This is a genomic window from Clostridium tarantellae, from assembly GCF_009295725.1.
GTDB classification, from domain to species: Bacteria; Bacillota; Clostridia; order Clostridiales; family Clostridiaceae; genus Sarcina; species Sarcina tarantellae.
Window position 1 is genome coordinate 1 of the sequence record NZ_WHJC01000035.1, and the last position, 19,519, is coordinate 19,519.

Below are 19,519 nucleotides of genomic sequence, written 5' to 3' on the forward strand. Positions count from 1 at the left end.
TTCACTTAATATACAATTAGGAAAATAATAATATCCTAATAAATATAATGCATTTTCTAAAATTATTAAAACTACTATTATTATTAAAAAAGCTATACCTTTATTATTGCAGTAATTACCTTTTTTACATAAAATAAAGCAACATAAAATAATTGTTAATATTAATATATAAATTCCTTTAAAATAGATTTCATTATCTGTTCTAATTATATAACCATAATGCCAAGATGCTTGAAAATAAGTTTTAAAAAATGTAATTGCTATTAAATATATAATAAATAAAAACAATGATAATACATTAATTTGCGTAAATTTAACCTTATCATTTCTCCAAAATATATAAAAACATACAATAATCATTATTGGTATGTAAAGAAAATAAAGAAAGCTTAATGGTTTTATAATATTTAAATATTCTTGCTTATTAATTAATCCACAAAGTAATATAAGAATATACCTCAAAAATAAAAGAATTAATGTCCCTGATAATAATATTTTTATTTTAGCTGGTGAATTTTTTAAATTTTCTTTTAAATTAATAACACATAAAAAAATTATAAGCAACACTATAGTATAATAAGGAAATATGTTGAGCATTTTTTCCTCCTTTAAATATTTCTGTTACTTATAATTATTAAGTAAATTAACCTTTTATTCCACTATTCCTAAAACTTTTATTCCTCCTTTAACACACTGCACATGCAAAGGAAAGTCTGGACCTTTTTCTCCATCTATATCTGTTACTATGTCTTCATCACACTCTATAATTAAATCATTTGTTTTTATATATTCTACCCTAGGATCATCTAAATGTTCTCCTTTTATAACCCTTATAAATATTCGTATTAATTCTGGAATATGACAAGCTTTAAACACAACTACATCTAAGAAGCCGTCTTGAGCATCAGCTTTAGTAGCTAATTTAAAGTTTCCTGCTGTTTGACCATTGAAAACTAACATTAAATACATATGATCATCATAAACTCTATCATTAGCCCCAATTTTCACTTTCAATTTTCTGAAATTAGGTAGTTCTTCCAATCCTTTTAAATAATATGCTAATTTTCCTATAGTATTTTTTAAATTTGTATCTGTTTTTTGCGAAACGTCTGTAAATAAACCTGTAGATAGAACATTAATAAAATATTTATCATTTACTTTTCCAATATCTACCGGAACTGCTGTAGAATTTAAAATTTTATTTACTGTTTCTGCTACATCTGAGGATAATCCTATAAATTTAGCAAAATCATTAGCTGTACCTACTGGTATAATACCTATTGGCAAATCTAGTTTTCTATCCTTCATAGCATTAACTACAGTATCTACAGTGCCATCTCCTCCAGCTACTAATATATATTCATAGGTTGAATCTACTATATCTAATGCTTCTATAACATTTTTGCCTTTTTGTATTCTATAAGGTAATATAGAATATCCCTTATCTTGATGCATTTTTATAACAGTATCTAACTCTTTTAAAATTGCATTTTCTCCCGAGTAAGGATTATATATAAATCTTACTTTTTTCACTTTATATACCCTCCGATTATTATTGTAATTTTAGTGTAATTCATATAATAAAAATTTATGATATATTTTTATTATAAAATTATATCACTTGGTTTATTTATTGTCGACAAAATAAATTTTTATAATTTTTTTATATCATATTGCTGTATACCTATGGTATACTTGTATAATGAATATATTTTTTTATTAACTTTTACTAAGAAATATTATTTATTAGATTGCTATTTATAAGTCTAAAGTTATTATTTTTCTTATTATTTTACATTAGCAATCAAATAAATAATAAAATTTAAATTTAGGAGTGATTCTATGAGAAAAAGTAGTATACCAAATATTTTTACTTTTATAAATCTATCTTTTGGTATATTCTCATTATTAGCTACTTATAACAAAGAATATTTTCTAGCTGCTTTATTTATAATAATAGCAGGTCTTGTGGACAGATATGATGGTAGAGTAGCTCGTTATCTTAATGTATCAAGTGATTTAGGAAAAGAACTTGATTCATTAGCAGATTTAGTATCATTTGGGGTAGCACCTTCATTATTAACTTTTATGCTTTACAATTTTAATTCATTAGGCCCTAATGGATTTTTAGGGTATATATTAGTTATAATTTTCCCTATTTGTGGAGCTTTTAGATTAGCGAGATATAATACTGCTTCTTTTGGCGGAGTATTTACTGGTGTACCTATTACTATAGCTGGGTGTGTAATGGCTTTATTTATAATGATTACTGCCAAACATCCTACTAATATAGTATTACCAATTATACTTATGATACTATTTTCATATTTAATGGTTAGTAAATTCCAATTGAAAAAATTTTAATAAGAAGCTTGTTCTAATGAATTAATTCACAATTCTAAGAACAAGCTTTTTTATATAAAAGTAAAGTGTAAGTATAAAATCATACTTACACTTTATTTTTATTTTTCATCACAAATAAATAACATATCTGCTCCATCTCTTCCTTTAGTTTCTAGAGTAACTTTTCTTCTCCATAAATCATTAATATGTTTTAAAGTTTTTTTAGCATAAGTTGCTTCTAATTCTCTGCCATCATATACATGCTCTAAATTTAATGCTCTATCTTTTTTATTTAATTCTTTAACTCTTATATATGGAATAGATCCTACTCCACAATCATTTGCTATTGTGTTTCTTATTTTTTTCCATCCATCATCATCAGAAACTTCAGAAACAACAAAGTCAAAACCTTTCTTTGCATATTCAAATAAATTTAACTCTTCACATAATTCTTTAGTAAGATATTTTCTTATAAATGAACTATCTCTCTCTAATGCTCTTACTTCAAACATTTTTTCTCTACCATATTTCTTTTCTATATCTTGAAATATTCTAAAACCTAGATAATAAGGATTTAATCCATAAGATATTGGTGCTACAACATCATTATGTCTTTTTAAAAATTCAAGATGAAGTCCCGTAGGTAAGTTTAATTCATTTACTATGGTATAATGCCAATAACTTGCCCATCCTTCATTCATTATTTTTGTTTCAATTTGAGGTAAAAAATATAAACTTTCTCTTCTAACAATTTGTAAAATTGTCTTTGCCCAATCTTCTAAGTCTCCATTTTCAATTATAAATTGCAATACATCATCATCAGGATTAAGAGGATTTTTAAAAACATTAGGTGGACTTATCTCCACATAAGGTTCTAAAATGCTTCTATCTTCTTTTGCTTTATTAAAATCATTTAATATCTTTTTACGTTGTTCTTCTTGAGAAAGCCTTTTTATTCCTGTTACTCTTGGAACTTGAAATCTTAATGCATGTGCAGCATCAAGTATAGTTTCTACTTGATTATATCCAATACTAGGATCATTTATATATGAACGTACAGTATCTGCTCCTAATTTAAACATTTCTATTGTTTCATTTGCATTCGTACCTTCTTTAAATAATCTATTATTTTTAAAGAAGTCATTATGACCATAAACATGAGCTATGGTTAATATCTGTAAAAGTAATGTATTATCTTTCATTAAGTATGCCAAACAAGGGTTTGAATTTATTACCATTTCATATGGTAATCCTGTCATATTAAGAGAATATAAGGTTTTATTTTTTTCATATGCCTTTCCATAACTCCAATGAGGATATCTAGAAGGCATTCCAACATAAGCTTCATAACTTAACATTTCATTAAAGCCAATAATATCAAACTCTTGTGGATAATAATTTAACCCAAAATTTTTAGCTATTGCCTCAATTTTGTCATTCCACATTTCTAAATCTTTTAAATTGTAATCCATATTTTTAACTCCTTCCTATTTATCATCCTGGAGTTCTTGTGATAACATATACTTTATGGAATTCCATAAATCTTTTTTCTCTTTTACTATTACAGAAACAAAATTTTTCTTATTTATTTCTTTTCCAAATCTATAGTACATTGTTGTTGAATAAGTAGATGGTAATAACTCAATATATCCAAACATATTACATTTATCAGATAATTCATTTACAGCTTTTATAGCTCTTTCATTATCCTCACTCCAATTATCACCATCTGAAGCATAAAACGGGTATATATTCCACATATCCGGATTATATTTTTCCCTTATTAAGTCCAATACTACATTTAAACCTGAAGAAATATACGTTCCTCCTGATTCTCCTTTATGAAAAAATTCATATTCATTAACTACCTTTGCAGAAGTAGTATGAGATACAAATTCAAAAGCTATATTATTATATTTTCTTCTTAAAAATCTTGATAATACAAAGAAAAATGACCTAGCTAAATATTTTTTAGAATTATCCATAGAACCAGATACATCCATTATAAATATCATTACCGCGTTACTTTCTTTTTTAGGCTTTTTCTTAACTTTATAATATCTTAAATCATCTTCTCTAAATGGAAATCTTTCTATTTGAGCTAAATCCCCCTCATTACTTTGCTCTAATAAAGCTCTTTTTTTTCCTTGTTTTCTAGCTATTTTAGCCATAACAGTTTTTTTCTTTGCTAAACGTGGTCTTATACCATACCTTTGATATCCTCTTTTTCTCCCTGAAGTTTCTACTATTATTTCTGAATACTTCTTCTTATCTAAATTAGGTAAATCTAAATCCTCAACTATATAGTCCATTAATTCTTCTAAAGTTATTTCAGTTTCATAAATATCTACACCTTCATTATTTCCAGCACCATTATTTCCTTTGCCCTTTTGCTCTGAGGTACTACCAATTTTATCTCCTCTATGCTCTTCACCCGTACCTGTTGTTACACCTTTATTATTTTTTCCATATATAAATTGATATTCTTTTATTCCTCTAATAGGAATCTTAAACTTTTTATTTTTAGAGCCTCCGATTATACTTTCTTCTGATAATATATCACCTAAATTTTCTTTAATTGACTTTTCTACTAACTGTCTATGTCTTCTTCGATCCTCTATAGATCTATCATGTTCTACTTGATTTTCAATCTGATCTCTGAATATGGCCATAGCTCCTTAATCCTTCCATAGATTATTTGCTGCATATTTTAATATTACATCACAGCAATGTGAACAATAGCCGTTTTTCTGCATTTCAGCAACCATTGAATTATATTTTTCATCCTGTTCCTTATCTCTTACACGAGATTTTGTTATTATTCTTGATAAATCTTTTACTGAAGCTGTTAACTTTTTCTCAATAGCTTCTTTTAGAGGTTCATATGAAGTATAATCAATTTTTGCACCACTTCTAACTACGTAGAACATATAAGATGTTACATCTGCTCTAAACCCTTTTGATGACGCTTCTGATATTCCTATTTGTTCTTCTATACTTCTCATAAAATGCTCATCTGGATTTAACTCTTCTCCTGTTGAATTATCTTTAAGTTTATTTTGGTTTACATAAGCTTCCGCATTATCTAAATAATTATTAAATAAGCTTTCAGCCTGCTCTCTAAAGGAATGAATAAATGCCTTTGTTATTTCTTTTTCAAGAATTTTATTATATTCTTTTCTAATAGTGTCTTGTATAAAACCTAAATACTTCTTCTTATCATCCTGTGAAATATCTAAATCTTTAATTGATTTAATTATACTTTCCATTATGCTTAAAGGATTTATACATTGATGCTCCGAACTTGATAAAGCATTATCTATAGCTTTAATTATAAATCTAGTGGATATACCCTTCATTCCTTCCATTGGTCCTGCTTCTTCTTTTAATTCTAAAACATCAATTCTCTTTGTAGAACCTTTTTCTACTATGTCTTCTCCATTATACAGTCTTAATTTGGTGATTGGATCAACTTTCATGGATGATTCTAATCTTGATAAAATAGCGAACATAGCAGCTACCTCTATTGAATGAGGAGATATATGTGCTCTAAAATTAGATTTCTTTAATATTTTTTCATAAATTTTTTGTTCTTCACTAAGCTCTAAACAATATGGAACTTCTATCTTTACAATTCTATCTAAAATAGCTTCATTAGTATGATCAGACTTAAATTTATTCCACTCTGCTTCATTTGAATGTGCTATTATAAGTCCATCAAAATATATCATAGAACCTTTTCCAGGAGATGGTATTGATTTTTCTTGAGTAGCAGTAATTATTGTGTGTAAATATTCTACATCATTTTTAAATACTTCTATAAATTCTACTAATCCTCTATTTCCAACATTAAAAGCACCATTTAATGAAAAAATTCTTGGATCATCTTCAGCATACATATCCATTTTAGATATGTCTATTGAACCAGTTAATATTGAAGTATCTTGATTATTAGGATCTACTGGTGGTACTACTCCAATTCCTTTTCTTGAACGAATAGAAAAACCTTTAGTTTCTACTGGAAAATCTTCGTACTGCCCTTTATACTCATTCATTAGCCTATATCTACAAACTGGACATAAATCTCCCTCTATTTGAACACCTAGCATTTCTTCAAAATTCTTTCTTAAATGTTTAGGAATTAAATGTACTGGCTCTTCATGCATTGGACATCCTTTTAAAGTATATATAGGTTCTGCTGTTTCTAATGCCTTTTTTAAAGCTTCTACTAAAGAAGATTTACCTGCCCCTACTGGACCAACTAAATATAAAACTTGTCTTGATTCTTCTCCCTTCATAGATGCTGAATAAAAGTAATTCATTAATTTCATAATAACTTTATCTATACCATAAAAATCATCTTTGAAAAAATTATAAACTTTAATTTTTTCATTTCCGTATATCTTCTTAAATTTAGGGTTTTCTTCTGGTTTTAAAACCTCACTTCCCTTTTCTATAATAAGATTATAAATTCTTTCATGAGAAAGTTTTGCTATATCAGGATTATTTTTTAGTAGTTCTAAATATTCTAAAAATGTTCCCTCAAATTTATGCTTATTATGCTTCTCCCTATCGTTCTGTATAAATTCTATAAAATTCATTAACAATCCCCCCTTGTTACTTTAAATATATTCATATACCTTTATCATCTATTCCTTATTTAAATAAAAAAATAAACTAGAATACAAAAAAAATTTATGTTTTTAAATTCTTTGTATTCTAGTTTACCTATTTAATTTTTTTGTCTTTTATAATCTCTTACTGCTGTTAATACAAACATTCCATATTTTTTAATTTTTTTCTCTCCTAATCCCTTAATATCTATTAACTCATCTTTATTTTCAGGTAATTTATTGCTAATGTCTATAAGGATAGAATCTGTAAAAATTATATATGGCTTAACATTTTCTCTTTTTGCTAAATCTTTTCTAAGAATTCTAAGTTTTTTAAATAACTTTTCATTTTTACATATTTCTTCACTATTTTTTTCTAACTTTAACATAACCTTTTCTTTTCCTTTTAAAATATTAATAGATTTATCATTTAAATGAAACATAGAATAGGTATTTTCTTTTCTATCTAAATATTTATTTTCTATTAAAGCTTTTATAATATCTTTTAATATTCCATTAGAATACTCTTTCATAATAGCAAATGTTGATAACTGATAAAATTTGTTTGCTTCAATTTTAGGACCTTTTATACCTCTTAATATATCTATTAAAACACTTTGTCCTACTGATTCTTTTGTTCTATATATACATGATAAAATTTTTTGTGCTTCTACAGTCATATTCCTTAGCTCATCATTTTTTAAACAATTGCTACAGCTATTACAATATTCACTGCCTAACTCACCAAAATATTTTAATATATAATTTTTATAACATCCATCCCATTCACAAAAATCTATAATATTTTGTAATTTTTTCATTCCATTTTCTAATGTGTTAAATTTAGAAGTTGAATATATTAAATATTCTAAAACTTTAATATCTTCTCTATTATATAAAAGATGACATTTAGCTAATTCACCATCTCTTCCCGCTCTTCCAATTTCTTGATAATAATTTTCTAAACTTTTAGACAATGTAAAGTGTATTATATATCTTATATTAGATTTATCTATTCCCATACCAAAAGCATTTGTAGCTATCATAATATTTTTTTCTTCATTTAAAAATTCTTCTTGAAAAAATTCTTTTTCTTTTTCTCTAAGTCCACCATGATATTTACTAACTTTAAAATCAAATTGAAGTAAATAATTATATAAACCATCTACATCTTTTTTAGTAGAACAATAAATTATGCCTGACTCTTCTTCACTTTCTCTTAAAAAATCTTTAATAAATTCAAGTTTATCTTCTTCTTTATGAATATTTATTTGTAAATTATCTCTACTAAAACTTCCTTCATATATGTAAGGATTCTTTAATGCTAATAAATTTATAGCATCTTCTTTAACCTCATTAGTAGCCGTAGCTGTAAAACATGTTATAACTGGTTTACATTTTAAAAGCTTTATAAAAGGCGCTATAGATCTATAACTTTCTCTAAAATCATGCCCCCACATAGAAACACAGTGAGCTTCATCTATTGCTACTTGGCTAATTTCTAAATTTTTTATTATATCTAAAAAATATTTATTTTTTAATCGTTCAGGTGATATATATAATAATTTGATTTCATTTTTTATACATTTATTTATTATACTTTTTATTTCATCTAAAGATTGTGTACTATTAATATATGAAGCTTTTATTCCTATATTATTTATATTGTCTACTTGATCTTTCATCAATGCTATTAAAGGTGATATAACCACTGTTAAATTAGGAAAAATATATGCAGGTATTTGATAACATATAGATTTACCTGCTCCAGTAGGAAGTATGCAAAAAATATCTTCTTTATTTAATATTCTACTTATTATATAAAACTGTCCTTCTCTAAAACTTTTATATCCAAAAACATTATTTAAAACTTTAATAGGTGAATTCATAATAGTCTCCTACTTTTAAATTTTTTTATTTAATTATATATTTTTCATTTAATTCATACAACTTTTTATAAACCTTAAAATAATTAATTTATATAAAAAGTTATGATTTTTAATTTATTTTTATAAATCATAACTTTATAATTCTATTTATAATTTTAAGAGTTTTAATAATTATATCTTTTAGAAATTTTATCTATAGCAACATCTTTTACAGTAACATTTTTTACAACAATATTTTTTACATGATAATTCAATAGGATTATTAATAGCATCATCTATAGATTTGTTATTAATCATCACTTCATTTGTATTTCTATTTTCTAATAACTCATTTACAATATCACTACTACCAACCGTCATTGTTGGACAAGGAATTATGCCACTTTTTACATTGGGCCATTGACCTGTAATAGAATAACATCTCCTTATAGGTCTAGCGGCTATTTGATCTACTAAAACATCATGCCAAATATCCTTACCACTTTTCTCCAACACACTTAAAGTTATTTGCATATTTGTTGCTGCATTTGGAATAATAAAAGACATTCCCATTCCCGGTATAATATTATTTGATTTTTCTACATATCCTTGTTTATCTATTGTATAAATGAATGTTCCTTTTGTAATATTTTTACTTTCATTTCTAAAATAAAAATAACTTAAATTCACTAGTCCCTTACAATCTATTTCTTGAAATCCTGGTTTATCACTCCATCCAAAAACTTCAAAACATCTATTATCTGCCTTAGCTATTCCTTTTGTTAAAAGGTCCACTATCTTTCCTGGAGATTTTTCTTGCCTCACTTTAAGAGTAATTGAAATACAATTATCTGGTATTGCTATTGTTTTATAATTACCCATTTTAAATAAAGGTGTATCCTTTTTAACTGGAACCTTTTGCCCTACTTCAAGATAAATAACAGAAAAACTAATAGTCATTAAACTACTATTTAAAACTTCTATATACTTCATCTATACTCACCTAAAAAAAATAGTCAAGATTTTTCTTGCTAATATATTATAGATATTTTAATTATAATATGTTCATTAACAATAAAAACAAACATAATAAAATTCAAAATATTTTATTATGTTTGTTTTATCCATTAACTATTAAATTAACATTTGTTATTATAATAACAGCATCTATTACAACAACATTTTCTACAACAACTACAAGTTTTTTTTATTATTTTTGTATTTTCAGGGTTTAAATTATTTTCATTTGTACTGCCATTGAATCCTAAAAGAGTTTCTACTGAATTTTCTGGTGGACATTGGATTTTTTTAGCTATAATATTAGGCCATTTACCTGTTATTTCATAGCAAACCTTAGGTATTCTCCCTGCTATTCTTTCATTTATAATTTGATGCCATACATCTTTTGAAAATGTCTTTTTTTCTAATACAAAAAGTGTAAAAATAATATTTGTTGCATCTGCTGGAATATTTAAAAATACTTCTTTATATTTTTTTATCTCTTTTGTTTCTTCTTTATAACTTTCTCTTTTAAGGGTATAACTTAAAACGCCTTTTAATAAATTTTCACTCTTATTTACAAAATAAGCATAATTAAATCCTCTTAATTTTGAACAATCTATTTCATGAAAATTAATCTTAGATTCCGAACCAAAAATTTCATAACATTTATTTATAGCAGATGCTAAACTAGTATTACCAAATTCTTTCCATAATCCTTTAGAGTCTTCAAAAAACATTCTAATTAAAATAGAATAAGTGTTATCTGGCATAGAAACTGTTTTATAAATTCCTGTTTTAATAATAGGACTTTCAGTAGATTGAATCCCTTGCTTTCCTGGCACATAATAAAAAATTTTCATTTTAATAGATACTAAACTATTATTTAAAAAATCTATATATTTCATCAGCACTCACCTAAAAATTTAGTCAAGAGTATCTTGCTAATATATTATAGATACTTTTATTATAATATGTTCACTAAAATTATTAATTTTTCATACAATTTAATAAGTCTTTAGCCTTATCTGTAGCATTTTTGGCTAATAATATTTCTGATACTATAGCTATCCCATCTAAAGTCTCTCTTAATGTTTTAGTTAAATTATTTACTGTCAAACCTCCTATTCCATATATAGGTATAGAACTTTTTTTTCTTATTTTTTTTAGCATTTCTAATGACACTATTTTTGCATTATTTTTAGTGTTAGTATTGTAAAGTGCTCCTACTCCTATATAATCCGCACCTTGTTCTATAGCAATTCTAGTTTCTTCTAAATCATGTACACTAACTCCTATAATTTTATCCTTAGGCAAAATCTCCTTTATCTTATAAACTTCCATATCATCTTGCCCTACATGTATTCCATCAGCATCTACAACTAAAGCTACATCTAGTCTATCATTTACAATAAATAATGCTTTATACTTATGACTTAATTCTTTTAATAGTAAAGCTTCTTTACACATTTTTCTTGTAGTTTTGTTTTTTGCCCTATATTGAACTATAGATACCCCACCTTTTAATGCCTCTTCAACCTTACTTAATAACTTATTAAACTCCATATTATAATCTGTTACTAAGTATAATTTTTTACCTTTAACATTCATAAATTATTTTTCCTTTCTTATTTATTTCTTCATCTGTTATTAATGAAATATTATCTAATAATTTTGTTTTAAATGTCATTAATCCTTCACCATCTTTTAAGCTTTCTTTAGCCTTTTCACCACATATACCCCAGGCAGTAACAACTTTAACTACTTCTTCAAAAGATTTATTATAATCTTTATAAAAACTTAAAGCTATAGTTACTAATGCTCCAAGCATACAACCTGTTCCTGTTATATCACCCATCATAGAAACTCCATTATTTATAAAAACAGATCTTTGTCCATCTGTTATAAAATCTGTTTTTCCCGTAGCAATTATTATAGTATTTTTTTCTTTTGAATAATTCATTATCTTTTCCTTTAAAGATTTAGAAATATTATTTTCATAAGAATCTACTCCTGTAGAATTAATCTCTTCTCCTATTAATATTTTTATTTCTGCTAAATTTCCTTTTATTAAATGAGGTTTATAATTATCAATAAAATCATTAATTAAATTTCTTCTTATTTTAGATGCTTGTACTCCTACTGGATCAATAACTCTAGGTACTTTTCTTTTTAATGCACATTCTAATGCAAGTTTCATAGATTCAATAGTATAAGGTTCTAAAGTTCCTATATTAATTAATAATCCATTAGATACTGATATTATTTCTTCCATTTCTTCATGATTTATAGCCATTATAGGTCTTCCTCCATAGCATAAAGCTACTTGTGCTAAATCATTAATAGTAACCGTATTAGTTATCATATGAATTAAAGGATTTTTCTTTTTATTTAACATATTGCAATATTCGTTGCCAAAACACTTAAAATATCTATAACCACTAATGTAATTTATAGAATTGACAACTTCTCCTTTTCTATTATTTTTTTCAAATTTAATTGTTAATACCATCTTTATAAAATTTATAAAAATGATGTGTTGGCCCTACACCTTTCCCTAACTTAAAACCATATTTTATAGCTCCAGTTACATATTCTTTAGCACTGCCAACAGCTTCTTTCATTGTCATTCCTTTAGATAAATTTGCTGCTATAGTTGACGATAGTGTACAACCTGTTCCGTGAGTATGTATTGTTTTTAATCTTTCTTGTGGAAATAATGTAATACTTTCTCCATCATAAAATAAATCCGTAGCATCTTCTTTTAGATGTCCACCTTTTATAAGAACATATTTAGGTCCCATTTTTAAAATGTCTTTAGCCGCTTCCTTCATTTCATCAATAGTTTCTATTTTTCTTTCTAATAAAGCTTCTGCTTCTGGTAAATTAGGAGTTATTAAAGTGGCTAAAGGTATTAATTCCTCTATTAAAGCTTCTTTAGCATCTACTGATAATAAATTAAATCCACTTTTTGAAATCATTACGGGATCTAAAATAATTGGAGGTAAATTTTTATAATTTCTTAAAGTTTTTCCTATAGCTTTTATAGATTCTATCTTTGATACCATTCCAATCTTTATACTACCCACTTTTATATCTTCAAAAATAACTTCTATTTGTTTAGTAATAATATTTGGCTCTACATCCATTATTCCAAATACCCCTTGAGTATTTTGAGCTGTAATAGCTGTGATTACACTCATTCCATATACACCATTTGCTGAAAAAGCTTTTAAATCTGCTTGAATTCCAGCACCTCCACAACTATCTGAACCAGCTATTGTTAATGCATTAAACATTTATTTTCCTCCTTTGATTTAAAAAATAAAAACAGGTTTAGCATAGAGCTAAACCTGTGAAAATTATAATATTATTCATATAAATTCATTAAGGCTTCCCTACGCTGGCTTTACCCAGATCAGGTTAAAGGGTTCAAGAATTAAGTTCTTTATCTCAGCCAGCATAAACTAGCACCCCTAGCTTTAAATTGTATTTAATTATTATTAGTTTACCAAAAATTTATTAATTCTACAACAAATTGTGTAATTTTTCACAACTTTTCCTTTCTATCAATTTTATAGGTAAAACTATTTTTTTACACATATTTCTATTAGTTTTTATTTTTTCTATTAAAGTATCTACAGCTGTTTGTCCCATAAAATCAGTAAATACTTTAATGGTTGTCAAAGGTGGTGTTAAAAATTGAGCTGTATATATATCATCAAAGGCAATTATACTTACATCCTTTGGTACATTATATCCTTCTTCAAAAAGTGCTTTATATGCCCCAATAGCCATTGGATCACTAGCTATAAAAAATGCTGTAGGAAAATTTTTAAGCTTTAAAGCTTCTTTCATTAATTCATATCCATATTGCGGTAAAAATCGTCCTTTAAATATCCATTCTTTATGATAATTTTCTATAGCACACATATATTCTATATAAGTTTTTTCTCTATAATCTATATTTTTATTACTTAAAATTCCATTATGTGGCATAGAAACTCCACCTATATATCCAATATTTCTATGACCTAATTTGCATAAATAATTTAAAGCATTAATAACTCCACTTTTAAAATCTACCACAATAGAATCATATTTCCATTCATTTGGAGATGAATCAACAAAAATTATATTATTAGTTAATTCTTTCATTTTTTCTATATCTGTTTCTGAAAATATTCCAATAGCTAATATCCCATCTAAATCATTATAATCTTTAGCAACTCCTTTTAAAACTCTTTGAAAATCTATGGATTTAAAATTTATTGCTAAATCATTACATCTTTTTTCTACTGACATTCTTATAGATAAAAAATATGGATCATTTAGTTCCTGTAATTCTGTATACCAATAAATTATTCCTAATGTATACGTTCTTATTTTACTTTTTCTTTCTTTAATAGTTACATAATTTAATTCTTCAGCTACTTCTAAAACTTTTTTCCTTGTAGTTTCTGATACATTTAATGTGTCATCTAAATTAAGAACTCTTGAAACCGTAGCAATAGATACGCCTGCTTTAATTGCAATATCTTTAATTGTAGCCATATTCCCCCTCCTAAGTTACACAATAATAAAACTTTTACTAAAATTTTTATTTTAAAATTAAATTTACATTGTTATAATTACTATTATATAACCTTTTTTCAAATTTTTGTATAATTTTAACATTAATTTATATTTTTTTATTTTTTTAACTATTTTTTACTAAAAAATATTTGCATTTATTATTTCTTTTGATATAATTAAGGTAAACTTTTACAATTTACATTTTAAAACATTTTTGTATAAAATTAAAAGGATATATATGGAGGGGTTATAATGAAAAAAAGAAGTTTAGCATTATTTTTAGTTGCTACATTATCTATGGGAACATTAATAGGTTGTGGAGACTCTGATAAATCTGGAGATTCCAATGCTTCAGGTTCTTCAAGTGAATCTACAGAAAATAATAAAAAAGGAGACAAGATTAAAATTGGAGCTACTATCTACAAATATGATGATAACTTCATGTCTTATTTACGTAGAGGTATAGAAAAAGCTGTTAAATCAAAGGATGTTGATTTAATAATAAATGATTCTCAAAATGACCAAGCTAAACAATTAGAGCAAATTGATACTATGATTGCTAAAGGTGTTAACGTTTTAGCTATAAATTTAGTTGATCCAAAAGCCGCACCAAGTGTTATAGAAAAAGCTAAACAAAATGATTTACCTGTTGTTTTCTTCAACAAAGAACCAGATGAAAATGTAATGAAAAGCTATGATAAAGTTTGGTATGTTGGAACTGATTCAAAAGAATCTGGAGTTATTCAAGGAAAATTAATGATAGATGATTGGAAGGCTAATCCTGAATGGGATAAAAACGGTGATGGAAAGGTTCAATACGTTATGTTAAAAGGAGAACCTGGACATCCTGATGCTGAAGCTCGTACTCAATATTCAGTAGAAGAATTTAAAAATGCTGGAATAGATACTGAAGAATTAGCTATAGATACTGGTATGTGGGATGCTGCTAAAGCTACTGAAAAAATGGATGCATGGGTATCTAAAAGTGGTGAAGCTATAGAGTTAGTTATTTGTAATAATGATGGTATGGCTTTAGGAGCTTTATCTTCTATTGAAAAAGCTGGTTATAATATTCCTATTTATGGAGTTGATGCAATTCCTGAGGTTTTAGAGAAAATAAAAGCTGATAAAATAGCCGGTTCTGTATTAAACGATTCAAAAGGACAAGCTGAAGCTGTAGTTAACTTAGCTGTTAATGTAGCTAATGGAAAAGATCCATTAGAAGGAACTGAATCAAAATTAGATGATAAAAAAGCTGTTCGTGTACCTTATGTTGGAATTAATAAAGCAAATGTAAATATTGCTGAGGAAACTTATAAATAATAAATCTTAAATATCCAAGAAGATATACTTTTTAAGTATATCCTCTTGGCAAAAAGGAGGTATAAGAAAAATGAAAAAAAATTCTTCAAAATCCAATAATACTGATTACATTTTAGAAATGCTTAATATCTCCAAGCAATTCCCTGGTGTAAAAGCTTTAGATAATGTTACGTTAAAGGTTAGAAAAGGTACAGTTCATGCTCTTATGGGTGAAAATGGTGCTGGTAAATCTACATTAATGAAATGTTTATTTGGTATTTATCACGCTGATAAAGGACAAATTCTAATTAATGGTGAAAAAACGAATTTTACAAGTTCTAAGCATGCTCTAGATAATGGTGTTTCAATGGTTCACCAAGAATTAAATCAGGTTAGACAAAGAAATGTTATGGATAATCTTTGGCTTGGAAGATACCCTCACAAAGGACCTTTTATAGATGAAAAACAAATGTATAATGAAACGTCCAAAATCTTTAAAGAATTAGATATTAATATTGACCCAAGAGTAAAAGTTAATACTTTATCTGTATCTCAAATGCAAATGATAGAAATATCTAAGGCTGTTTCTTATGATTCAAAAATTATAGTTATGGACGAGCCTACATCTTCATTAACAGAAAAAGAAGTTGCTCATTTATTTAAAATAATAAACAAACTTAGAGATAGAGGTATTAGTATAATCTACATATCTCACAAAATGGAAGAAATCCTTCAAATCTCTGATGATATTACTATTATGAGAGATGGTCAATGGGTTGCTACAGAACTTGCTAGTAATTTAAACATGGATAAAATTATTCAACTTATGGTTGGTAGAGAATTAACTAATCGTTTTCCACCTAAAAATCATAAACCTGGTGAAGTAATATTAAGTGTAGAAAATCTTACATGTCTTATTCAACCGTCTCTAAAAGATGTTAGTTTTGAATTAAGAAAGGGAGAGGTTTTAGGTGTTGCAGGATTAGTTGGTTCAAAAAGAACTGAAATTCTTGAATCACTTTTTGGAATTAGAGCTATTTCTTCTGGTACTATAACTCTTCATGGAAAAGTTTTAAATAATAATAAACCTTATAAGGCTATGGAAAATGGATTTGCCCTTGTTACTGAAGAAAGAAGAGAAACAGGTCTTTTCCCATTACTACCAATAACTTTTAATACCATAATATCAAACTTAGATAGATATAAAACACCTACAAAGCTTCTTTCTGATAAAAAGATAGGTGATGATACTCAATGGGTTATAGATTCTATGAAAGTTAAAACACCATCACAAAAAACATTAATAGGAACATTATCTGGTGGTAACCAACAAAAAGTTATCATAGGTAGATGGCTTTTAAGATCTCCTGAAGTATTAATGCTTGATGAGCCTACTCGTGGTATTGACGTAGGAGCCAAATATGAAATTTATCAACTTATTAATAATTTAGCTGAAGAGGGAAAAGGAATTATAATGGTTTCTTCTGAAATGCCTGAATTACTTGGAGTTTCAGATAGGATTTTAGTTATGAGTAATGGTAGAGTTGCTGGAATAGTTGATGCTTCTACTACAACACAAGAAGAAATTATGCAACTTTCTGCAAAATATCTATAATAATTAGGGGGAATTAGTTATGGCAAATAAGAGCTTAAATAAAAAAATAAATGCTCAATGGTTTATGGATAATGCTATATTTTTAGTATTATTAGCACTTTTAGTATTAATAGTTGTACTTGAGCCATCTTTTTTATCATTAAAAAACTTTACTAATATTTTATCACAATCATCAACACGTATAATAATTGCTCTTGGTATAGGAGGAATATTAATAACTGGGGGAACTGACCTTTCAGCTGGACGTTGTGTAGGACTTGCTGCAGTTGTATCAGCTTCTTTACTTCAATCTGCAGATTATGCATATAAGATGTATCCTGATATTAAGGAATTACCTATAATAGTTCCTATACTTTTAGTTATGATTATTGTTGCTATAATAGGTATACTTAATGGTTTTATAGTTGCAAAATTTAATGTACCTCCATTTATAGTAACAATGGGTATGCAAATCATAGTTTATGGTTCAACTTCTATCTACTTTGATAGACCACCATATGGAGCTCAACCAATTGGAGGATTAAGCGAAAACTTTACTCAAATGGTAATTGGAAATACAGCAAAAATACCTAATTTATTAATCTTTGCATTAATAGTAACAGCTATAGTTTGGACTTTATGGAACAAAACTAAATTTGGTAAAAATATGTACGCTATAGGTGGTAATAAAGAAGCCGCTGTAGTATCAGGTGTTAATGTAGTTAAAGGTTTAGTTTTAGTTTATATGTTTGCTGGTTTATTATATGGTTTTGCTGGTGCTTTAGAAGCTGGTCGTGTTGGTAGTGCTACAAATAATACTGGTAATATGTATGAATTTGATGCTATAGCAGCCTGCGTTGTAGGAGGAGTTTCTCTTTCTGGTGGAGTTGGAACAGTTCCTGGTATTATAATAGGAGTTCTAATATTCCAAGTTATAAACTATGGTCTTGCATTCATAGGTGTAAATCCATACTTACAGTTTATAGTTAAAGGCTTAATAATAATATGTGCAGTTGCTATAGATATGAGAAAATATACAAAGAAAAAATAATATTAAAATTAAGGAGAGATTTTAAACCTCTCCTTTTTACTTTACATATTTTATTTTGTGTAGAATTTAAATATGGTTTTATTGTTATATTCCTCTTCTACTTTTAAAATAGTATCTTCAATAAAACAATCATTATAACCTATTGGTAATCCTTGTGCCTCAAAACAAATAGCTTGTCTTTTATTTGCTACTTTATTATTCTCCAATATTAATTTATCTGGAAAATTCATAGAATATATAACCAAAGCCTTTTGATTAGTTATTACATCCATACATCTTGCAGAAACAGGATCATATAAGGTAGCAGCTACCTTTTCATTTTTATTTAAAACCCAAGGATGATCATATCCATTTCCATATTTTAATTGAATATTATTATCTTCTATATCTTTTCCTATATTCTTAAATGATGTAAAATCAAAAGGGGTATCTTTTACTTTAATAAAATTACCTGTTGGAATTAAATCTTCATCTAATTCACAAATTTTATTTGAATTTACCAATAATTCTTCATTTAAAATATTATTTTTATTATTTCCAGATAAATTAAAATATGAATGATTAGTCAAATTAACTATAGTATCTTTATCTGTAATTCCTTTATAAATTATAGACAGTTCATTATTATTATTTAATTCATAAATAACTGTAATATCTAAATTTCCTGGATATCCTTCTTCTCCATCATTACTTTTATATGTTAATATTACTTTAGAATTATCTTTATTCTTTTCTACACTCCCCCTCCAAAACTTTTTACTAAATCCTTCATTACCCCCATGCAAGCAATTACCATTGTTGTTTTTTGCAAAATTATATTTTACTCCTTCTATACATACATTAGCATTTCCAATTCTTCCAGCAGTTCTTCCTACAATACACCCAAAACTAGAAGGATTATAAAAATAGTCTTCTATATTTTTATATGCTAAAACTACATTTTCTAATATTCCATCTTTATCTGGTACCATTATTTTAATTATTATTCCACCCAAATTTAATATTTCTACTAGCATACCATTTTTATTAGTTAATCTAAAAATTTTTAATTCTTTTTTATTATAATCCATTTTAATCCTCCATTTGAAAATATTTATAATTAATTTTATCAATTTTATTTGTTTAAATCAATTTTTTACTATTTTTTTACTAAATAAATTGTAAATGATTAATG

Annotated in this window: 17 protein-coding genes and 1 riboswitch; of the genes, 4 read left to right on the forward strand and 13 right to left on the reverse strand. The window is 26.3% G+C overall.

Translation table 11 applies throughout. From position 1 onward, the window contains the following. Both GBZ86_RS04590 and GBZ86_RS04595 read right to left on the reverse strand, forming a co-directional pair. On the reverse strand, nucleotides 1-597 hold a 597-nt coding region (locus GBZ86_RS04590), incomplete at its 3' end, for a hypothetical protein (protein ID WP_152888191.1). A gap of 54 nt (nucleotides 598-651) precedes the next feature. Further along, nucleotides 652-1,533: a YegS/Rv2252/BmrU family lipid kinase gene (locus tag GBZ86_RS04595; protein ID WP_327444085.1), complete on the reverse strand. Its 882-nt coding sequence runs from the start codon at nucleotides 1,531-1,533 to the stop codon at nucleotides 652-654. Between the two features lie 309 nt (nucleotides 1,534-1,842). Between GBZ86_RS04595 and pssA the strand changes: the two genes are divergently transcribed. Then, on the forward strand, nucleotides 1,843-2,364 hold the full coding sequence (gene pssA / locus GBZ86_RS04600; RefSeq protein WP_152888193.1) for a CDP-diacylglycerol--serine O-phosphatidyltransferase: 522 nt from the start codon (nucleotides 1,843-1,845) through the stop codon (nucleotides 2,362-2,364). Nucleotides 2,365-2,462: 98 nt separating this feature from the next. Here pssA and GBZ86_RS04605 read toward each other — a convergent pair whose 3' ends face one another. From GBZ86_RS04605 to GBZ86_RS04650, 10 genes are all read right to left on the reverse strand, one after another. Then, nucleotides 2,463-3,815, reverse strand: a complete 1,353-nt coding sequence (locus GBZ86_RS04605) for a SpoVR family protein (RefSeq protein WP_152888195.1) — start codon at nucleotides 3,813-3,815, stop codon at nucleotides 2,463-2,465. A 15-nt stretch (nucleotides 3,816-3,830) separates the two neighbouring features. Continuing rightward, the gene (gene yhbH, locus GBZ86_RS04610; protein WP_152888197.1) at nucleotides 3,831-5,015 is read right to left on the reverse strand and encodes a sporulation protein YhbH; all 1,185 of its coding nucleotides are present in this window, start codon (nucleotides 5,013-5,015) and stop codon (nucleotides 3,831-3,833) included. A 6-nt stretch (nucleotides 5,016-5,021) separates the two neighbouring features. Further along, nucleotides 5,022-6,944: a PrkA family serine protein kinase gene (locus GBZ86_RS04615; protein WP_152888199.1), complete on the reverse strand. Its 1,923-nt coding sequence runs from the start codon at nucleotides 6,942-6,944 to the stop codon at nucleotides 5,022-5,024. Between the two features lie 131 nt (nucleotides 6,945-7,075). Beyond that, entirely contained in the window at nucleotides 7,076-8,845 is a 1,770-nt protein-coding gene (recQ, locus tag GBZ86_RS04620) for a DNA helicase RecQ (RefSeq protein WP_152888200.1), read from the reverse strand. A 189-nt stretch (nucleotides 8,846-9,034) separates the two neighbouring features. After that, nucleotides 9,035-9,817 carry a hypothetical protein gene (locus GBZ86_RS04625; RefSeq protein ID WP_152888202.1) on the reverse strand — a complete coding sequence of 261 codons (783 nt, stop codon included), beginning with the start codon at nucleotides 9,815-9,817 and terminating at the stop codon, nucleotides 9,035-9,037. A 146-nt stretch (nucleotides 9,818-9,963) separates the two neighbouring features. Continuing rightward, entirely contained in the window at nucleotides 9,964-10,731 is a 768-nt protein-coding gene (locus tag GBZ86_RS04630; RefSeq protein WP_152888204.1) for a hypothetical protein, read from the reverse strand. Nucleotides 10,732-10,813: 82 nt separating this feature from the next. After that, nucleotides 10,814-11,434: a thiamine phosphate synthase gene (gene thiE, locus GBZ86_RS04635; protein WP_152888206.1), complete on the reverse strand. Its 621-nt coding sequence runs from the start codon at nucleotides 11,432-11,434 to the stop codon at nucleotides 10,814-10,816. Then, nucleotides 11,424-12,221 (reverse strand): hydroxyethylthiazole kinase, encoded by a 798-nt coding sequence (gene thiM / locus GBZ86_RS04640; protein WP_152888208.1) that lies wholly within the window; start codon nucleotides 12,219-12,221, stop codon nucleotides 11,424-11,426. The genes thiE and thiM overlap by 11 nt, the downstream gene beginning before the upstream one ends. A 97-nt stretch (nucleotides 12,222-12,318) precedes the next feature. After that, the gene (thiD, locus tag GBZ86_RS04645; protein WP_152888210.1) at nucleotides 12,319-13,122 is read right to left on the reverse strand and encodes a bifunctional hydroxymethylpyrimidine kinase/phosphomethylpyrimidine kinase; all 804 of its coding nucleotides are present in this window, start codon (nucleotides 13,120-13,122) and stop codon (nucleotides 12,319-12,321) included. A 79-nt stretch (nucleotides 13,123-13,201) separates the two neighbouring features. Further along, nucleotides 13,202-13,311, reverse strand: a riboswitch (TPP riboswitch). A gap of 40 nt (nucleotides 13,312-13,351) precedes the next feature. After that, nucleotides 13,352-14,377, reverse strand: coding sequence for a LacI family DNA-binding transcriptional regulator (locus GBZ86_RS04650; RefSeq protein ID WP_152888212.1), 1,026 nt, complete (start codon nucleotides 14,375-14,377; stop codon nucleotides 13,352-13,354). Nucleotides 14,378-14,650: 273 nt separating this feature from the next. On the opposite strand from GBZ86_RS04650, the gene mglB reads away from it, so the two are divergent. The 3 genes from mglB (at nucleotide 14,651) to mglC (ending at nucleotide 18,345) form a co-directional block, all read left to right on the forward strand. Continuing rightward, nucleotides 14,651-15,721 (forward strand): galactose/glucose ABC transporter substrate-binding protein MglB, encoded by a 1,071-nt coding sequence (gene mglB / locus GBZ86_RS04655; RefSeq protein ID WP_152888214.1) that lies wholly within the window; start codon nucleotides 14,651-14,653, stop codon nucleotides 15,719-15,721. 70 nt (nucleotides 15,722-15,791) lie between these two features. After that, on the forward strand, nucleotides 15,792-17,315 hold the full coding sequence (mglA, locus tag GBZ86_RS04660; RefSeq protein ID WP_152888216.1) for a galactose/methyl galactoside ABC transporter ATP-binding protein MglA: 1,524 nt from the start codon (nucleotides 15,792-15,794) through the stop codon (nucleotides 17,313-17,315). A gap of 19 nt (nucleotides 17,316-17,334) precedes the next feature. Continuing rightward, on the forward strand, nucleotides 17,335-18,345 hold the full coding sequence (gene mglC / locus GBZ86_RS04665; RefSeq protein ID WP_152888218.1) for a galactose/methyl galactoside ABC transporter permease MglC: 1,011 nt from the start codon (nucleotides 17,335-17,337) through the stop codon (nucleotides 18,343-18,345). Between the two features lie 50 nt (nucleotides 18,346-18,395). Here mglC and GBZ86_RS04670 read toward each other — a convergent pair whose 3' ends face one another. Continuing rightward, nucleotides 18,396-19,415: an aldose epimerase family protein gene (locus GBZ86_RS04670; RefSeq protein ID WP_152888220.1), complete on the reverse strand. Its 1,020-nt coding sequence runs from the start codon at nucleotides 19,413-19,415 to the stop codon at nucleotides 18,396-18,398. Nucleotides 19,416-19,519 lie beyond the last annotated feature (104 nt).

Coding starts and splice junctions, on each gene's coding strand:
- recQ (WP_152888200.1), bottom strand. CDS start 8,845: ATGAATTCACCTATTAAAGTTTTAAATAATGTTTTTGGATATAAAAGT.
- pssA (WP_152888193.1), top strand. CDS start 1,843: ATGAGAAAAAGTAGTATACCAAATATTTTTACTTTTATAAATCTATCT.
- mglC (WP_152888218.1), top strand. CDS start 17,335: ATGGCAAATAAGAGCTTAAATAAAAAAATAAATGCTCAATGGTTTATG.
- mglB (WP_152888214.1), top strand. CDS start 14,651: ATGAAAAAAAGAAGTTTAGCATTATTTTTAGTTGCTACATTATCTATG.
- GBZ86_RS04605 (WP_152888195.1), bottom strand. CDS start 3,815: ATGGATTACAATTTAAAAGATTTAGAAATGTGGAATGACAAAATTGAG.
- thiD (WP_152888210.1), bottom strand. CDS start 13,122: ATGTTTAATGCATTAACAATAGCTGGTTCAGATAGTTGTGGAGGTGCT.
- GBZ86_RS04650 (WP_152888212.1), bottom strand. CDS start 14,377: ATGGCTACAATTAAAGATATTGCAATTAAAGCAGGCGTATCTATTGCT.
- GBZ86_RS04615 (WP_152888199.1), bottom strand. CDS start 6,944: ATGAATTTTATAGAATTTATACAGAACGATAGGGAGAAGCATAATAAG.
- GBZ86_RS04625 (WP_152888202.1), bottom strand. CDS start 9,817: ATGAAGTATATAGAAGTTTTAAATAGTAGTTTAATGACTATTAGTTTT.
- mglA (WP_152888216.1), top strand. CDS start 15,792: ATGAAAAAAAATTCTTCAAAATCCAATAATACTGATTACATTTTAGAA.
- thiM (WP_152888208.1), bottom strand. CDS start 12,221: ATGTTAAATAAAAAGAAAAATCCTTTAATTCATATGATAACTAATACG.
- yhbH (WP_152888197.1), bottom strand. CDS start 5,015: ATGGCCATATTCAGAGATCAGATTGAAAATCAAGTAGAACATGATAGA.
- thiE (WP_152888206.1), bottom strand. CDS start 11,434: ATGAATGTTAAAGGTAAAAAATTATACTTAGTAACAGATTATAATATG.
- GBZ86_RS04670 (WP_152888220.1), bottom strand. CDS start 19,415: ATGGATTATAATAAAAAAGAATTAAAAATTTTTAGATTAACTAATAAA.
- GBZ86_RS04630 (WP_152888204.1), bottom strand. CDS start 10,731: ATGAAATATATAGATTTTTTAAATAATAGTTTAGTATCTATTAAAATG.